We start from the raw sequence: 15,953 nt of genomic DNA, 5'->3' as shown, positions 1-15,953 counted from the left end.
CCTGACCACCCGGATGCGGCAATTGGCGGATATGCAAGTCGAGAGTGCCGGAAACGCGTGGCGATTCAATCGCCCTTCCTGAACAGCGTCCATGAGCCGTCCGCGGCGATCACAAGACGCCACCACAGCCAGCGCCGCTTTTTCCGCATCTCCGCAACCAGTTCGGGCGAAACGAGGCGATAGAGATCGACCTGCTCGGGCGGCGTCAGCCCCTCGATCGGACGCGTTGAAAGCCCCGGCCAAACGTAGATCAGGTTGTTCTCGATGTCGTTGCCGAGCGGAAGCGCGGCCGGCGGCAGTTCCAGAATGGAAACGATCGCCGCGAGCGTATCCCGTCCCTGCGGATCCGCCGATCTGTCCTTCAGCACCCTGATCGGATCCGAACGCGGTGAGATGCCGAGATCGGGAACATTGCCGCTGACTTCAAATGCCGATTTCAACTCGTCGATATTGCCGGACCGAGCGGCGGTCAGAATGACGTCGCGAAGATCGGCCACATGCGGAGGTAATTTTGTCGTGGCGCTCTGATCTTCCGCAAGTGCCTGAGAAACATGGACAAGCGTCAAAGCCGCCACTACGACTAGAGTGAAACCGATTTTTTTCCGGAATGACGACGGGACCGAACTCTGATGTCTTTTCGAAACCGCCCGGGGGAATGCCCGCCGCTGGTCTTGCGCCATCCGCTGATCCATGTAGCTGTCGATGATGTGCTCGCGCCGCCGAGCATTGGCAGCTTTCAATTCCGACATCGAGCCGTCCCACTTTGCTGACCTACATCCCCAACCCACTCATCATTCCGGTCGGTCTGATCGTCGGAATGCTCATCGCGGCGCCGGTAGGTCCTGTCAACGTCCTGTGCATCCAGCGCGCGATCGAGCGCGGATTTTGGGGCGGCATCGCGGCCGGCATTGGATCGGTGATGGGCGACGCGCTGATCGCTCTATGCGCCGGCCTCGGTGTTGGCACTGTCTCTGGTGTCGTCGAGACGCATCGGGCCGTGATCCAGGTCGTCGGAGGTCTGGCGTTGGTCGCTTTCGGTTTGCGCCTCTATTTCAGCGCCCCACGGCTGAAGCTCGACACGGACGGATCGCCCGCCCGCCTCAAGGATTTCGTCTGGGATATTCCTCAGACTTTTTTCCTGACGATCACCAACCCCGGCGCGGTTCTCGGCCTCTTTGCGGTCTTCGGAGGCGTCAGCACGTTTGTCGAAGTGCACTCGACGATTGATGTGCTTCTGATGGTCGCCGCGATCGCAAGCGGGAGCATGCTGTGGTGGGTGGCGCTCTCGAACCTGATAGGCCGCTATCGCCACCGCATCGATCTGCGGATGCTCAACGTCGTCAACCGCGTTGCCGGCATGCTTCTCGCAATCTTCGGAGCGGTTCTGATCGCTGAAGTGATCTGGAAGGCGGGACATTTCTGATCCCGCTCGCGACGTTTCGCAGGCGTTACTGGTCGCGGCGCGCCAGCGTGAATTCCCCCTCGACGACGCGCTTTTCAAGCCCACGCGTCAGATGGATGACGGCATCCTCGCCGTAGATCGCGACGAGATCGGTGAGCGCGGTAAACAGCGCGGCATAAGCCATCTGCTGCGGCTCGACACCGGTGTCGACGCCTTCGTCCCACGCAGCGAGGATGAGATCGAGCGCCTTCAACGTCGGGTTTTTCGTATCGAGATCCTCGAAACACTGCATACCGTTTACAATCCTTCCCTCAACCCTGACCTCCGCATCTACGGGGCCCCCTTTCATTGTCACCTAGCACGGCCTTTCCCGATAGGTCGTAGCTGCCACTATTCACAGTAAACCGGCGGGAAACGATGAGGGCGACCGACGAGCCGCCGGAACCCCATCAGGGTGAAAGCTCTAATTGGGAAAAGCTTTAAGCATGCCGTCGGAGAGCGCGGACCCTTCCGAGAGAAATCGAGTGATCGCCGTTTGTGCAGAAGGTCCGCAGGTATTGTACGTGCGGCTGTAGCTTCGATACCCCTGGTTGAACGCGCGCGTCAGTTTCGCCCGCCGAAGCGCGGTTGACCCTTCCGCATTCATCAGGTCGCGCATCCGGTCGCGCCAGTACTGGCCTTCATTGGCGCCGCAAAGCTCGCGCAGATAGTGAATGGCGCCGAGGATTTCCGACAGCCGCAGCAAGCGATCGTCGTAAGGCTTGGCATCCGACGTCGCCATCGCGGAGCCGCTTGCAGTCCCGAAAACCAGTGCAAGTACAATGATGTGTCGGCAAACAATGCTGCAGCAGCGTTTCACGTTTTCGTCCGGCAGTTTCTGGCTGGCGCCCGGTCAAAGCACATCCTGGCGGCGAATCCGCCAGACTTATATTCTGGAATCGTAAGGCATCAAAAGGACGATCCCGAGTGTGCGCGCGTTATAGCCTGACATCTCCACCGGAAGCGGTGAGGGCTTTCTTCCGCGCACCCGGCGTTGACGATTTCCCGCCGCGCTACAACATCGCGCCGTCGCAGCCCGTTCTGATTGCAAGAAACAGCCTCAGAGGCGAACCAGAGCTTCAACTGGTCCAGTGGGGCCTCATTCCATCCTGGTTGCGGGATCCGTCGACCCTGCGTTCGCCGTTGATCAACGCACGCGCCGAGACCGCGGCCGAAAAACCCTCTTTTCGCGGTGCCATGCGTCATCGCCGCTGCCTCATCCCCGTAACCGGCTTCTACGAATGGACCGGCAAGCGCTCGGCGCGCCAGCCGCACCTCATCCGTCTGAAAGGCCAAGATCTTTTCGCGCTTGGCGGGATTTGGGAAACGTGGCTCGGCGCCGATGGCAGCGAAATCGAGACCATGGCGATCCTGACGACCGCCGCGAATGCGGAAATGTCTCATATCCACGAGCGCATGCCGCTGATCGTCGAACCTCACGATTTCGCTCGCTGGCTCGACTGCCGCTCGGGCACCGTCGAAGGGATTGCCGACCTTTTGCAGCCTGCCGCCGCCGGAAGCCTGACGTTTGCCGCCGTCAATCCGCGCTTGAACGACCCCCTCGCCGAAGGCCCGGACCTGCACGATCCGGCCGTTTCGGGCCTTCTCTTGTAGGCGGCCGGGCGGGCCTTCCGACTCGCGGCGGGAATGAAACGGCGCTAACCTAAATGCCAGCTTGAAAGTCAAGACCTTGCCTCTATCCCGTGCTGATAGATCCTGGCCGGGTTTTTCTGGGGCGAGTTGGGTGAGCGGCACCGGTCGAGGTGCCGAAGGGACAGAGGGGAGACGACCACATGGCGTATCACGGTGAGGATCTCGACCTCAGGACACCGCAGACCTGGACGTCCGTGGCTGCCGACGTAATTCCGCCGGGCGACGCAACGCTGTCGAACGGTAAGCGTGGTTCGTTGCTCGCCGGTCCCGTGCTCGTCGATGAAACGGTGCTCGCCTGTTTCAATCAAGCCTACGACATCGCGTCGGCCCATCGCGCCAGTGAAGTCCGCATCGAGCATCTCCTCAACGCCATGACCCGCCTCGATGCAGCCGCGGCTTCGCTCGAGCTGCACGGCATTCGCGTCGTCGCCCTGAAACGCGAGACGGCGACGATCATCGCCGGCGACATTCCCTCTCTTCCCGGCACCGGCGCGGCTTCGCCGCGCCGGTCGGAGGACTTGGCCGAAGTCCTGAAGCTCGCGACATCGCTTGCGGCGCGCCGCAAGACCGCGGTGACGGTCGATGACCTTCTGCAAGTGCTGTTCGATCACCGTTCGGAATTCGCGGCCTCGGAAGTACTTTTGCGCTTCGCCTCTCGCGTCGCAGAGCCTTTGCCGCCCTTGACCCGCGCCGAGCCGCGCTACGTCTCAACGCGTTATGCGGTCGACTACCCACGCCCGGCGTACCGCCCGGAGTATCTCGGCACATCGACGGATGCATTGCAGAACTCGCGCATCGAAAGTTTGGAGCAGTCCGTGCGCGCACTCGGTCAGGATCTTGCCAACGAGCGTCACGCCATCGCCGGCATCGTGCGGGACTTGGCGCGCGATACGGTTGCCCACCAGGACGATCAAGGTCGCACGCACGCCATTTTGATCGATCGTCTCGGCTCCCTGGAATCGGCATTTCGCGAAGGCGGCGCGCCGAATTCGGCTGAGCCCTCCGCACTTGTCGCCAAGCTCGGCGACATCGAAGCAGCGCTTGAATTACGGTTGCAGGAAATGTCTCAGTCCTGGGCCGTCCTCTCCAATAGGCTACAGGAACTCGAAGCATCGATACGCGAACGCCCCGTCGCGGCGGAGGGCAGCATCGGCGTCGATCTGAAGCCGATATCCGATCGCCTCGATGTGATCGAGGAAGCCGTGCTCGGACGCGATCACCACGGTTTCGGCGACCTCGGCGACCGCCTATCGCGCGTCGAAGACGGCATCGGCCAGATCCTTGCCGCACCCGCTGGCGACGGCGGCACACATGCATTCGTCGGCGGTCTCGACAAGATCGACGGGCTGTCGGAAAGGTTCGACGCTCTTTCGGGAAAGGCCGACACGCATTTTGGCTCGCTGTCGGAACTCGTCACCTCGCTTTCCGAACGCGTCACTGCTGCCGAGCGCGCCGTCGCCGCCGAAATCGAAACATCGGCCGCCAAGCATCAGGCCTATACGCAGGATCTGACGGAGGTCCACGAGGCGCTTCTCAAGGTCAACCAGAACCAGCATACGCTTGCCGGATCGATGGACCAGTGGCGAACCGATTCCGCCAACGACGTTGCCGGTATCATGAATCGTCTTGCCACCATCGACCGCGATACGGCGCTCCCCGCCGAAACACTGAATGCCCTCAACGCACATATGGATGCGATGAACCGCTTCATCATCGAGCGGTACCATCGTCGCCATCGCTTCATGTTCTGGCTGTTCGGCACCGACGATTGGATCAGCGCAAGCTGGCCGTCGTCCAAGGCTTCCATTCAAAACGACCAGCACCGCCTCAAGGTCGTCGGACAACCCGAAAGCTGATCGTTTCGCGACAGTTCCATCCTCATCCGCGACGATTCACCATTTCTTAAGCAAAGGCCTTGAGCGCTCCGCTGCGTCCGTGCTTTCCTTAATGAAGCGTTAACAGGCTTTGTCGGGGAAAAAGGGATGTTGCGTCGCTATCTGATCGTCAACGGAACTACGACCGCGATGCTGTATGCCGGCATCTACGCCGCGCTCGCTCCGATGATGGGCGTCATCAAGTCCGCTCAGGGCATGTTCGATCAATACCTGGCGCAAAGCCCGATCTTCGGACCCATCGTCAACAAGATCGTTTTGGTTGTGAGCTGTCTCTAGGCGATTAAGATTTAGCAGCGTGGTGCTGCGGCCCGCGCCAATCTGTCGTTGATCGCCTCGCCGAGGCCGTTCGAAGGGATTGGTGTGGCGGCGATCGACGCGGCGCCTGAAGCATCGAGTTGCCGTAATGCCGAAAACAGGTTGGCCGCGGCTTCGATCAGATCACCTGCTTCGCTGATGTTGATGAACGCACGCGCCGGTCTTTGCGGAATTGCACCGAACGCCAGCACCGCTTCATCCTGCTGCCAATCGTAGGCATTGAGCCGGAGCCTCGCCTTCGGAGCGTAGTGGCTCGCAAGCTGTCCGGGAGATGTCAAATGATCATTTGCTTCGGCGCGTCGGATCAATGGCGCACCGATGATCCCTTCGATCGCTTCTGCGGTCACGGCCCCGGGACGCAACAGAACAGGCGAGTCGCCGACGAAGCTCACAACCGTCGATTCAAGGCCCAGCATCGTCGGACCATCATCGAGAATGAGTGCGGCTTTCCCGCCGATGTCGGCCGCAACGTGTTCCGCCCGCGTTGCGCTCACGTGCCCTGACCGATTTGCCGACGGTGCCGCGAGCGGACGACCGCATTCCGACAGTAGCGCGCGCGCCACGGGATTGCTGGGTGATCGAAGCGCGATGGTCGGAAGACCAGCCGAAACGAGTTGGCTCACTTCGCAAGTTTCGGTGCGCGGCAGCACGAGCGTCAGCGGCCCGGGCCAGAATGCGTTCGCCAATTTGCGAGCTTCCGGTGTGAAAGCCCCATATATGAGCGCCTGCTCCAATCCGACGACATGCACGATCAGCGGATTGAAGATCGGTCTTCCTTTCGCTTCGAAAATACGAGCGACGGCCTCGCCATTCGTCGCGTCGGCGCCGAGCCCGTAGACGGTCTCAGTCGGAAACGCGATGAGCGCGCCCGCGCGGATCATCTGTCCGGCCTCGGCGATCCACTCTTTATTTGCGGGGACGATCCGGCCCTGGTTCGGTTGTGTCATCTGGGTTTGCTTGTGCTTTCGTTCGGCTTAGTGTCCAGATGCAAAACCGAACGGCATCGAGAGACGATCCATGACCTATCAGGCTCCGATAGACGACATTGTCTTTGCGCTCGAGACGGTTGCGGGCCTCAAGGAAGTCGGCACGAACGGACTTTATCCGGGCCTTGATCAAGAGACGATTGTCGCCGTGATCCAGGAGGCGGGTAACTTCGGCGCCGAGGTCCTAGCACCTTTGAACGCAATAGGCGACCGCGTCGGCTCCAAGCTTCTTGAAGGAAACGTGACGACGCCGCCAGGCTTCAGTGAGGCCTACAAGTCGTTCGTCTCCGGCGGCTGGAGCACATTGCCCTGTTCGGAAGCATATGGAGGACAAGGCCTTCCCGAAATCGCATCAACTCCCGTGGGCGAAATCTGGAACGCGGCGAACGTGTCATTTGGCCTCTGCCCGTTGCTGACGCAGGGCGCCATCCATGCCATCGAGGTGGGCGGCAGTGAGGCGCTGAAGGCAAAATACCTGCCCAAGATGGTCGCGGGCCAGTGGACCGGCACGATGAACCTGACCGAGCCGCATGCCGGATCGGATCTCGGCCCGCTTTCAACACGAGCCGTACGACAGGATGATGGCACGTATCGCATCACAGGAACGAAGATCTTCATCACCTGGGGCGAGCATGGGATGGCCGAGAACATCATCCATCTCGTTTTGGCGCGCCTACCCGATGCGCCTGCCGGCACGCGCGGAATCTCGCTCTTTCTCGTGCCGAAATTTCTTGTCAACGACGACGGCTCTCTCGGCGTCCGCAACGACGTCATCTGTGCCGGCGTCGAGCACAAGCTCGGCATCATGGCGAGCCCGACATGCGTGATGAAGTTCGGCGAGAACGGCGGTGCGATCGGTTATCTCGTCGGTGAAGAAAATCGCGGCTTGGCGACGATGTTCGTCATGATGAACGCCGCGCGCCTCGGCGTCGGCGCACAAGGTGTCGGCGTTGCCGAGCGCGCGACGCAGCATGCCGTTGCGTATGCAAAAGAGCGCCGCCAAGGCAAAAGCTTTGCCGCGCCTCGGAACGCCGCCGCCATGAGCCCGATCATCGAGCACGCGGATGTGCGCCGCATGCTGCTGACGATGAAGGCGCTGACGCAAGCCGCGCGCATGATCTGCTACGCCACGGCCAAGGAGCTCGACGTCGCCCACCGGTCGTCGAACGAGAACGAGCGTGACGCTGCTCGCAACAAGGCCGCTTTGCTCACGCCGCTCGCCAAAGCCTTCTCCACCGATATTGCTAACGAGGTCGCGTCTCTCGGAGTCCAGGTCCACGGCGGCATGGGCTTCGTCGAGGAGACAGGCGCGGCCCAATTCCTGCGCGACGCGCGCATCCTGCCGATCTACGAAGGCACCAACGGCATTCAAGCCATCGACCTTGTCACCCGTAAGCTGACGCTCGACGGCGGCGCGCCGGTTACGGGCATGCTCGGCGAACTCGGTGGCATCATCGCAAGCGTTCGTGCCGCAAAACGCGGCGATCTCGGTCACACCTCCGAGCGGCTGGCGGAAGGCCTGAGCGCGTTGCAATCGGCCACATTGTGGATGGCTCAGACGCTGCCAGGCAATCCTGAAAAGGCGCTCGCTTCGGCCACGCCCTATCTGCGCCTGATGAGCCTTGTGACAGGTGGCACCTATTTGGCGAAAGGCGCGCTGACTAAAGACGCGGCGTCGCCTTACGTCGGCATCGCCCGGTTCTTTGCCGAGAACTTGCTGCCGGAAGCCGGCAGTCTCTCTCAATCCGTGCAACACGGAGCCGATGCCGTTCTTGTCGACGCTCATGGAGCCGTTTTCGCATGACCTCAGAAATAGCTGTATGGCGCGACGGCGCCGTCCAGATCCTCCGCATTGCCCGGCCGCAAAAAAAGAATGCGCTGACCGGCGCAATGTACGGCGCGCTGGCCGACGCCCTCGAAGCAGGCGACGCCGATGATGGAATCGCCGCGCATATCATCACCGGATCGGATGGCATTTTCACAGCCGGCAACGACATAGGCGATTTTCTCGCGACGGCGCGCGGAACCGGCGGTCTCGATAAGAATGTCGTGCGCTTCATCCGGCTGCTTCCCGTCGTCAAGAAGCCGTTGATCGCCGCTGTCGATGGCAACGCAATCGGCATCGGCACGACGTTGCTGTTTCACTGCGATCTGGTCTACGCGTCGCCGGACGCGATGTTCGCGACGCCGTTCCTCGACCTTGGCGTCGTACCGGAAGCGGCTTCGAGCCTGCTGATGCCGCAGCGCATGGGCTACGCGCGCGCCTTCGCCGTGTTGGCGCTGGGAAATCCACTGTCGGCCGATGACGCCGTTGCCGCCGGCTTTGTCAACGCGATCGTGCCCGCGGATAGTCTGCAGGCAACCGCGCTCGACGCGGCAAATCGCTTGGCCGCAAAGCCACCCGAGGCCCTGGCCATCGCCCGTCGCTTGATGCGTGGCGATCCGGCGGACGTTCTATCGCGCATGGACGAGGAAGTGGCGGCTTTCCGCCAACGCCTCCGTTCGCCGGAAGCCATCGAAGCGTTCACGGCCTTTTTTGAGAAGCGCCCGCCGAATTTCCGCAAATCCGTTTAGCCTGTGGGCTCGCTTTGGGAGCAAGGTTACAATTGCCTTGATGATCCCGCCTTGTTTTCGGTGGATCAGGCGCCCGTTCCTGCTGAGCCACGTTTAGTCCCCCTTACCTTATCGCTTATAAGCGATTAGGCTGCCGTCCGTCGTTGAATGCGGAATGAGAGCAGCGGAATGGCGGCACTTAAAGGCAAGACCCTATTCATAACGGGCGCCAGCCGCGGAATCGGGTTGGCGATCGCCAAGCGGGCGGCCCGCGACGGAGCCAACGTCGCCATCGTCGCCAAGACCTCCGATCCAAACCCCAAGCTCGAAGGCACGATCCATACTGCCGCCGAAGAGATCACTGCAGAAGGCGGGGCAGCGCTCGCCATCCCATGCGATATCCGTAACGAAGGAGATGTTCAGCGCGCCGTCGAGCAGACAGTGGAACGCTTCGGCGGCATCGATATCTGCGTCAACAATGCCAGCGCGCTTTCGCTGACACCGATCGAAAAGACCGAGATCAAGCGTTTCGACTTGATGTTCGGCGTCAATGCGCGCGGCACGTTTCTGACGACCAAACTTTGCCTGCCCTATCTAAAACGGGCTGCAAACCCGCATGTCCTGATGCTGTCGCCGCCGCTCGATATGCATCCGAAATGGTTTTCCGGGCACGTCGCCTATTCGATCGCGAAATACGGCATGAGCCTGTGCGTCCTGGGCCTCGCCGACGAGTTGAAGAAGGACGGCATCGCCGTCAACGCGCTTTGGCCGCGGACCACGATCGCGACGGCCGCCGTGAAGAATATCTTGGGCGGTGACAAGCTCATGCGGATGAGCCGGACGCCGGATATCGTCGCAGATGCCGCCTATCTCGTTTTTAACCAGCCCGCAAAATCTTTCACCGGCAATTTCCTCATCGACGATACTTTCCTTCACGGTGTCGGCGGCGTCACCGATTTCGAAAAATATCGCGTCGATAAATCTCTGCCGCTGGCGCCGGATTTCTTCGTCCCGACCGATAGCAAGCCCCCTCCTGGCGTTCAGATCGCGCGCCTATCGGAACTCACTCTTTGATTCATCCGGAGCCGCGCGGGCGATAAATGACGACCGTCCTCATCACGCATCCGGCCTTTCTCGATCACGATACCGGCGAGCACCATCCTGAGCGGCCGGACAGGATGCGCGCGATCGACAAGGCGCTCTCATCCGACATTTTCTCAAGGCTTGTTCGCCGCGATGCGCCGCTGCGTGACGACGACCGCGATTACATCGCCCTCGCTCATGGTCCGCAGCATCTGGCAAACATCACCGATGCGATCGAGCATTTCGAGGGACCGCCGAAGCACATCGAATCCGACACGGTTGCGTCGGCGGGCACATGGGAGGCCGCACGGCGCGCCGTGGGTGCCGGCCTCGACGCCGTCGATCTCGTTATGAATGGCGAAACCGGCAACGTCTTCTGCCAGGTGCGACCACCCGGCCACCATGCCGAAAGCAACCGCGCGATGGGGTTTTGTTTCTTCAACAATATTGCCATCGCCGCCCACTATGCCCGGGCGAAATACGGGGCTGAACGCGTCGCCGTCGTCGATTTCGACGTCCACCACGGCAACGGCACGCAAGAGATCTTCTGGTCCGACAAGGATCTCTTTTACGGCTCGACGCATCAGATGCCGCTTTATCCAGGCACCGGCGCATTGCGCGAGACGGGGGTCGGCAATATATTTAACGCGCCGCTGCGGTCCGGCGACGGACGCGAACCTTTCGAGGAAGCCTTCAGAAGCCGTATCCTCGCGCCGCTTCACGATTTCAGCCCCGATGTGCTGCTGATTTCGGCGGGCTTTGATGCCCACCAGAGAGATCCGCTCGCCGGGCTCGAGCTTGTCGAAGATGATTTCCGCTGGGCGACGGAAGCGCTTGCCGAAGTCGCGCGCCGCCACGCAAAAGGGCGAATTGTGTCGATGCTTGAAGGTGGTTACGACTTGCGGGGGCTTGCCCTATCGGTCGCGGCCCACGTAAAGGCATTGTCCGACGCCGCCGCCTGAGCGGCAAAATCATCCAGTCCGCACCCGAGCGTGACGAAATGAGGACGATATGACGATTACCAAACCGGTTCCGGCAAAAAACCTCGCCGACATCAGGGACATGACCTTCGAACGCGCACTGAAGGAGCTTGAAGCAATCGTCGGCAAGCTCGAGCGCGGCGACGTCGAGCTTGAAGAAAGCATCGAAATTTACGAGCGCGGCGAAGCCCTCCGTGACCATTGCGACCGGCTCTTGAAGGCCGCCGAAGCCAAGGTTGAGAAATTGACGCTCGGCGCCGATGACGCCCCCTCGGGCACCGCTCCGCTCGACAAGAACGGTGACGCGCCGTTTTGAACGCCTCACAATCACGACGCGCGCTTTTATGGGTTTTCAACGTCTGCGGCACGCGGGCGCATGATAAGGCGGTGGTTGCGATGCTCATGGGGATCGAAGATCGCCGTTGTGCATGCTAGCCTGCCGATCAGGCACCGCCGCATCAAGGTTCTACAGTGAGCAAGACACCGCTACTCGATCAAATCAATACCCCTCACGATCTGCGTCAGTTGTCCGAAGATCAGCTGCCGCAGCTCGCGGCCGAGCTTCGCGATGAGATGATTGATGCCGTGTCCGTGACAGGCGGCCATTTGGGCGCGGGTCTTGGCGTTATCGAGCTGACGGTAGCGCTGCATAGGATTTTCAATACGCCGGATGATCGCCTGATCTGGGATGTCGGACACCAGGCCTATCCGCACAAGATTTTGACCGCTCGTCGCGACCGCATTCGCACGCTGCGCCAGCCGGGAGGTCTAGCCGGCTTCACCAATCGCGAAGAGAGCCCTTACGATCCCTTCGGCGCCGGCCATTCCTCGACGTCGATCTCCGCTGCCCTCGGCATGGCCGTCGCGCGCGATCTCGCCGGTAAATCGAACAACGTCATCGCCGTCATTGGTGACGGCGCCATGAGCGCCGGCATGGCGTACGAAGCGATCAATAACGCCGGTGCGCGCAACGAACGTTTGATCGTCGTCCTGAACGACAATGACATGTCGATCGCGCCGCCGACCGGCGCGCTGTCGGCTTATCTCGCGCGCGTCACGTCGAGCGGCACATACGTCCACTTGCGTGACTATGCGAAGCAACTCGCCCGGATGTTGCCGAAAGCATGGGAGCGTCGCGCCGCACGCGTCGAGGAATATACGCGTCATCTCTGGCAGGGCGGCGCATGGTTCGAAGAACTCGGTTTCTATTATGTCGGCCCGATCGACGGTCACAGCTTCGAGCAGCTCTTGCCGGTTCTGAAAAACGTGCGCGATCTCGATCAGGGCCCGATCCTCGTCCACGTCGTGACGCAAAAGGGCAAGGGATACGCTCCGGCTGAAGCCGCGGACGATAAGTATCACGGCGTCAACAAGTTCAACGTCGTCACTGGCGCCCAGGTAAAACCCAAGCCCAACGCGCCGAACTACACCAAGGTGTTCGCCGACAGCCTCATCGCCGAAGCGCGAAAAGATAAGCGCATCGTCGCAATAACCGCCGCGATGCCGTCTGGCACCGGCCTTGACGAATTCGGCAAGGAGTTTCCGGACCGGACGTTCGACGTCGGCATTGCCGAACAGCACGCAGTCACGTTCGCGGCGGGCCTCGCCACCGAAGGCTATAAGCCGTTCGCCACGATTTATTCGACCTTCCTGCAGCGTGCTTACGATCAGGTCGTGCACGACGTCGCGATCCAGAAGTTGCCCGTGCGTTTCGCCATCGATCGCGCCGGGCTGGTCGGAGCCGACGGCGCCACCCACGCGGGATCCTTCGACGTCGCCTATCTCGGCTGCCTGCCGGATTTCGTGATCATGGCTGCGGCCGACGAAGCCGAACTCGTTCACATGGTCGCGACCCAAGCGCAAATCGACGACCGTCCGAGCGCGCTGCGCTATCCGCGCGGTGAAGGCGTCGGCGTGGAATTGCCGGAAGTCGGCATTCCGCTCGAAATCGGCAAAGGCCGCATCGTTCGTACTGGATCGAAAATCGCGCTGCTGTCGCTCGGAACGCGTCTTGCCGAATGCTTGAAGGCAGCCGACCAACTTGCAAGCTTCGGTCTTTCGACGACAGTCGCCGATGCACGCTTTGCCAAGCCGCTGGATGAAGCCCTCATCCGTGATCTCGCCGTCAACCATGAAGTCCTGGTCACGGTCGAGGAAGGCTCGATCGGTGGTTTCGGCAGTCACGTTTTGCAGTTCCTGTCGAACGAAGGCCTGCTCGATCGCGGGCTGCGCGTCCGAGCCAAAGTCCTTCCCGACGTCTTCATCGACCACGGCAAGCCCGAAGCCATGTACGAGGCCGCGCGGCTCAACGCGTCAGGCATCGTCGAAACGGTCTTTGCCGCTCTCGGTCGCGCGGATTTACTGAGCGAACGGGCCTGATGCGCCTCGATCAGATGCTGGTGACACGCGGATTGGCGCCGTCGCGCGCCCGTGCGCAGGATCTGATCAAACGTGGCTTCGTCTCGGTCTCCGGCGCCGTTTGCGACAAACCGGCGTTCGACGTGAAAGAGGGCTCGGCGATCATCGTCGCGTCTGACGCTCCAGATTACGTTTCCCGCGGCGCTGAAAAGCTCGCCGCCGCCCTCGACCGGTTCGGCTTCGATCCAACCGGCCGGATCGCTCTCGATATCGGCTCATCTACAGGCGGCTTTACCGAAGTCTTGCTCGAATGCGGCGCACGCCGCGTTTACGCGGTTGATGTCGGCACGGACCAATTGCACCCTCGGTTGAAGAACAATGCCCGAGTGGTCTCGCTGGAAAATATTGACGCGCGCACTTTGACAAAAGCCGAAATCCCGGAAGCCGTCGGCGCGATGGTTGTCGATGTCAGCTTCATATCGGTGACGAAAGCGTTGAGCGCCGCCCTGTCCTTCGCCGCGCCCGGTGCCTGGATCGTCATTCTCGTGAAGCCGCAGTTCGAAGTCGGTCGCGAAAACGTCGGGAGCGGCGGTATTGTGCGCGATGAAGCCGCCCGCCAAGGTGCAGTCGATACCGTTCGCGACTGGCTCACGGGGCAAACGGGATGGACGATTGTCGGAGACATGCCGTCGCCTATTCTCGGCGGCTCCGGCAATGCCGAATTTCTGCTTGGAGCGCGCCACGATGGCTGAGCGCGAACTCGTGATCGATCGTCTCGGCGCCCAAGGCGACGGCATCGCCAGGCTCGCCGATGAGAGCATATTCGTGCCGTTCGCGCTTCCTGGCGAAGTCGTCGTCGCCGACGTCGAGGGGGAACGCGGGCGCTTGCTGCAAATATTGCAACCGAGCCCCGATCGCATCGCGCCCTTCTGCAAGCACTTCGGCAAATGCGGCGGCTGCAGCGTTCAGCAGATGGCCTCGGCTCCCTACGCTGAATGGAAACGCAGGCTGGTCATCGATGCCTTTAAGGCGCGGGGACTGGAGATCGACGTCGATCCCCTCCAGATGCCTGACGGTAAACGCCGACGTGCCGTGCTTGTCGCCTTTCGATCCGAAGCCGGCGGTGCTGCTCTTGGCTTCCACGAAGCGGCCTCGCACAATCTGATTGCGATTGAAGAATGCCCGGTGTTGGAGCCGAAGATCGTTGCGGCGTTACCTGCAGTCGCAAAGCTGATTTCGCCGCTGCTTTCGAAACGCGGCGAGATGCGCATCACGATCACCCTTACGAAGTCCGGGCTCGACGTCGAGGTCGATGGCGCGGAGCGAAAGTTGACGCCCGAGGTCCGCACCTCGCTTGCTTCGAGCACAAGCGCATCAGGCATTTCGCGTCTCGTTGTTGGCGGCGACGTCGTTGTCGAAACCCTGCCGTCTTTCCTTGCGTTCGGAAACGTCGAGGTAGCTCTCCCTCCCGGCGTCTTCGTTCAAGCCGTCGAAGCCGCCGAGATCGAAATTTCTCAGCGCATTCTCGCCGTGATCGGCAAATCCAAGAAAGTCGCGGATCTTTTCTGCGGGCTTGGTGCTTTTACCTTTCCGCTCGCTTCCAAAGCCCGCGTATCCGCATTTGATGGCAGCCAAGCGGCAATCGCAGCACTGGCGGGTGCCGCAAAAAAGACGTCCGGGCTGAAGCCGATCACCGCCGTCGCGCGTGACTTGTTTCGCGAGCCTTTGTCGCCGCTCGAACTCAACGAGCATGACATGGTCGTCTTCGATCCGCCGCGAGCAGGCGCCGAGGCGCAATCGCAGCGCTTGGCGCGTTCGAAGGTGAAGACAGTCGTCGCGGTATCGTGCAATCCCGCCACGCTCGCCCGCGACGCGCGTCACCTAATCGACGGTGGCTACAAGATTGAATCGGTTACGCCCGTCGATCAGTTCGCCTATTCCGCCCATGTCGAAGTCGTGGCGGTGTTCTGTCGCTAGGCTAAGAGAAGACGTTCGACGAAAGCCGGCACGACCTCGGTCGCCCGGCCGTAAATCGCTTCGTCGAACAGGCTCGCCCCCTCCGAGGGTTCCAAATTCAGTTCGACGGTGTGCGCGCCGTGGACGCGGGCTTCTTCGACGAACCCGGCGGCGGGATAGACATGCCCGCTTGTGCCGATCGAAACGAAGAGATCGGCTTTTCCGAGCAAGCCCGTAATCCGTCCCATCTGGTAAGGCATCTCGCCGAACCAGACGACGTCGGGCCGCATGCCTCCCGGCAGTCCGCAGAACGGACACGAGGAATTGACGTGCAGGTCATCGTGGCATGGAAACCGATGCTTGCAGAAGGTGCAGAGCGCTTTGAATAATTCGCCGTGCATGTGGATGAGCGATGTCGATCCGGCCGCCTCGTGCAGCGCATCGATATTCTGGGTGACGATGGTCACGCCGCCATTTTCCTTTTCAAGCCGCGCCAACGCGATATGTGCGGCATTGGGCTTGATGGCGCGATGCGCGCGCCGACGCGTGTTGTAGAAATCGAGAACGAGTGTCGGATTGCGTTGGAAGCCGTCGGGCGTCGCAACGTCCCGCCAATCGTACTTCGACCAGATGCCGTCCGGATCGCGAAAAGTCGGCACGCCGCTTTCGGCGGACAGTCCAGCGCCGGTCAGGACCACGATATTTTTGAATTTGGCGATGGGCGTCCGGCTCC

The 15,953-nt window shown here is 61.3% G+C and carries 17 protein-coding genes; 12 read left to right on the top strand and 5 right to left on the bottom strand.

The genetic code is table 11. The features are described 5' to 3' along the window. Window positions 1-65: 65 nt before the first annotated feature. Window positions 66-749 (bottom strand): hypothetical protein, encoded by a 684-nt coding sequence (locus tag QM780_RS09290; protein WP_415070184.1) that lies wholly within the window; start codon window positions 747-749, stop codon window positions 66-68. A 14-nt stretch (window positions 750-763) separates the two neighbouring features. On the opposite strand from QM780_RS09290, the gene QM780_RS09285 reads away from it, so the two are divergent. After that, window positions 764-1,423 carry a LysE family translocator gene (locus QM780_RS09285; protein ID WP_415070183.1) on the top strand — a complete coding sequence of 220 codons (660 nt, stop codon included), beginning with the start codon at window positions 764-766 and terminating at the stop codon, window positions 1,421-1,423. 25 nt (window positions 1,424-1,448) lie between these two features. Here QM780_RS09285 and QM780_RS09280 read toward each other — a convergent pair whose 3' ends face one another. Both QM780_RS09280 and QM780_RS09275 read right to left on the bottom strand, forming a co-directional pair. Continuing rightward, a complete protein-coding gene (locus tag QM780_RS09280; protein WP_013948581.1) occupies window positions 1,449-1,694 on the bottom strand; it encodes a hypothetical protein in 246 nt (81 codons plus the stop codon). Between the two features lie 171 nt (window positions 1,695-1,865). Then, window positions 1,866-2,261, bottom strand: coding sequence for a TIGR02301 family protein (locus QM780_RS09275; RefSeq protein WP_415070182.1), 396 nt, complete (start codon window positions 2,259-2,261; stop codon window positions 1,866-1,868). A 107-nt stretch (window positions 2,262-2,368) separates the two neighbouring features. Here QM780_RS09275 and QM780_RS09270 point away from each other — a divergent pair, with 107 nt between their 5' ends. From QM780_RS09270 to QM780_RS09260, 3 genes are all read left to right on the top strand, one after another. After that, entirely contained in the window at window positions 2,369-3,055 is a 687-nt protein-coding gene (locus tag QM780_RS09270) for an SOS response-associated peptidase (RefSeq protein ID WP_415070181.1), read from the top strand. A gap of 179 nt (window positions 3,056-3,234) precedes the next feature. Beyond that, window positions 3,235-4,950: a Clp protease gene (locus QM780_RS09265; RefSeq protein ID WP_415070180.1), complete on the top strand. Its 1,716-nt coding sequence runs from the start codon at window positions 3,235-3,237 to the stop codon at window positions 4,948-4,950. Window positions 4,951-5,076: 126 nt separating this feature from the next. After that, window positions 5,077-5,265, top strand: a complete 189-nt coding sequence (locus tag QM780_RS09260) for a hypothetical protein (protein WP_415070179.1) — start codon at window positions 5,077-5,079, stop codon at window positions 5,263-5,265. An 11-nt stretch (window positions 5,266-5,276) separates the two neighbouring features. Here the strand turns inward: QM780_RS09260 and QM780_RS09255 are convergent, their stop codons facing one another. Then, the gene (locus QM780_RS09255) at window positions 5,277-6,251 is read right to left on the bottom strand and encodes an L-threonylcarbamoyladenylate synthase (protein ID WP_415070178.1); all 975 of its coding nucleotides are present in this window, start codon (window positions 6,249-6,251) and stop codon (window positions 5,277-5,279) included. A gap of 70 nt (window positions 6,252-6,321) precedes the next feature. Between QM780_RS09255 and QM780_RS09250 the strand changes: the two genes are divergently transcribed. From QM780_RS09250 to QM780_RS09215, 8 genes are all read left to right on the top strand, one after another. Then, entirely contained in the window at window positions 6,322-8,094 is a 1,773-nt protein-coding gene (locus QM780_RS09250; RefSeq protein ID WP_415070177.1) for an acyl-CoA dehydrogenase, read from the top strand. Continuing rightward, window positions 8,091-8,864, top strand: coding sequence for a crotonase/enoyl-CoA hydratase family protein (locus tag QM780_RS09245; RefSeq protein WP_415070176.1), 774 nt, complete (start codon window positions 8,091-8,093; stop codon window positions 8,862-8,864). Before QM780_RS09250 ends, QM780_RS09245 begins: the two co-directional genes overlap by 4 nt. A 168-nt stretch (window positions 8,865-9,032) precedes the next feature. After that, window positions 9,033-9,917 carry an SDR family oxidoreductase gene (locus tag QM780_RS09240; protein ID WP_415070175.1) on the top strand — a complete coding sequence of 295 codons (885 nt, stop codon included), beginning with the start codon at window positions 9,033-9,035 and terminating at the stop codon, window positions 9,915-9,917. 26 nt (window positions 9,918-9,943) lie between these two features. After that, a complete protein-coding gene (locus tag QM780_RS09235) occupies window positions 9,944-10,888 on the top strand; it encodes a histone deacetylase family protein (protein WP_415070174.1) in 945 nt (314 codons plus the stop codon). A gap of 49 nt (window positions 10,889-10,937) precedes the next feature. Next, a complete protein-coding gene (locus tag QM780_RS09230) occupies window positions 10,938-11,222 on the top strand; it encodes an exodeoxyribonuclease VII small subunit (protein WP_415070173.1) in 285 nt (94 codons plus the stop codon). Window positions 11,223-11,377: 155 nt separating this feature from the next. Then, window positions 11,378-13,285 carry a 1-deoxy-D-xylulose-5-phosphate synthase gene (dxs, locus tag QM780_RS09225; RefSeq protein ID WP_415070172.1) on the top strand — a complete coding sequence of 636 codons (1,908 nt, stop codon included), beginning with the start codon at window positions 11,378-11,380 and terminating at the stop codon, window positions 13,283-13,285. Then, window positions 13,285-14,016, top strand: a complete 732-nt coding sequence (locus QM780_RS09220; protein WP_415070171.1) for a TlyA family RNA methyltransferase — start codon at window positions 13,285-13,287, stop codon at window positions 14,014-14,016. Before dxs ends, QM780_RS09220 begins: the two co-directional genes overlap by 1 nt. After that, window positions 14,009-15,241: a class I SAM-dependent RNA methyltransferase gene (locus tag QM780_RS09215; protein WP_415070170.1), complete on the top strand. Its 1,233-nt coding sequence runs from the start codon at window positions 14,009-14,011 to the stop codon at window positions 15,239-15,241. The genes QM780_RS09220 and QM780_RS09215 overlap by 8 nt, the downstream gene beginning before the upstream one ends. Here the strand turns inward: QM780_RS09215 and QM780_RS09210 are convergent. Then, a complete protein-coding gene (locus QM780_RS09210) occupies window positions 15,238-15,918 on the bottom strand; it encodes an NAD-dependent deacylase (RefSeq protein ID WP_415070169.1) in 681 nt (226 codons plus the stop codon). The genes QM780_RS09215 and QM780_RS09210 overlap by 4 nt on opposite strands. Between the last annotated feature and the right edge of the window lie 35 nt (window positions 15,919-15,953).

The organism is Hyphomicrobium sp. (genome assembly GCF_047600905.1).
Taxonomy (GTDB): Bacteria; Pseudomonadota; Alphaproteobacteria; order Rhizobiales; family Hyphomicrobiaceae; genus Hyphomicrobium_B.
The sequence above is the reverse complement of the archived record's forward strand: the minus strand, read 5'-3'. Positions and strand labels throughout refer to the sequence as shown.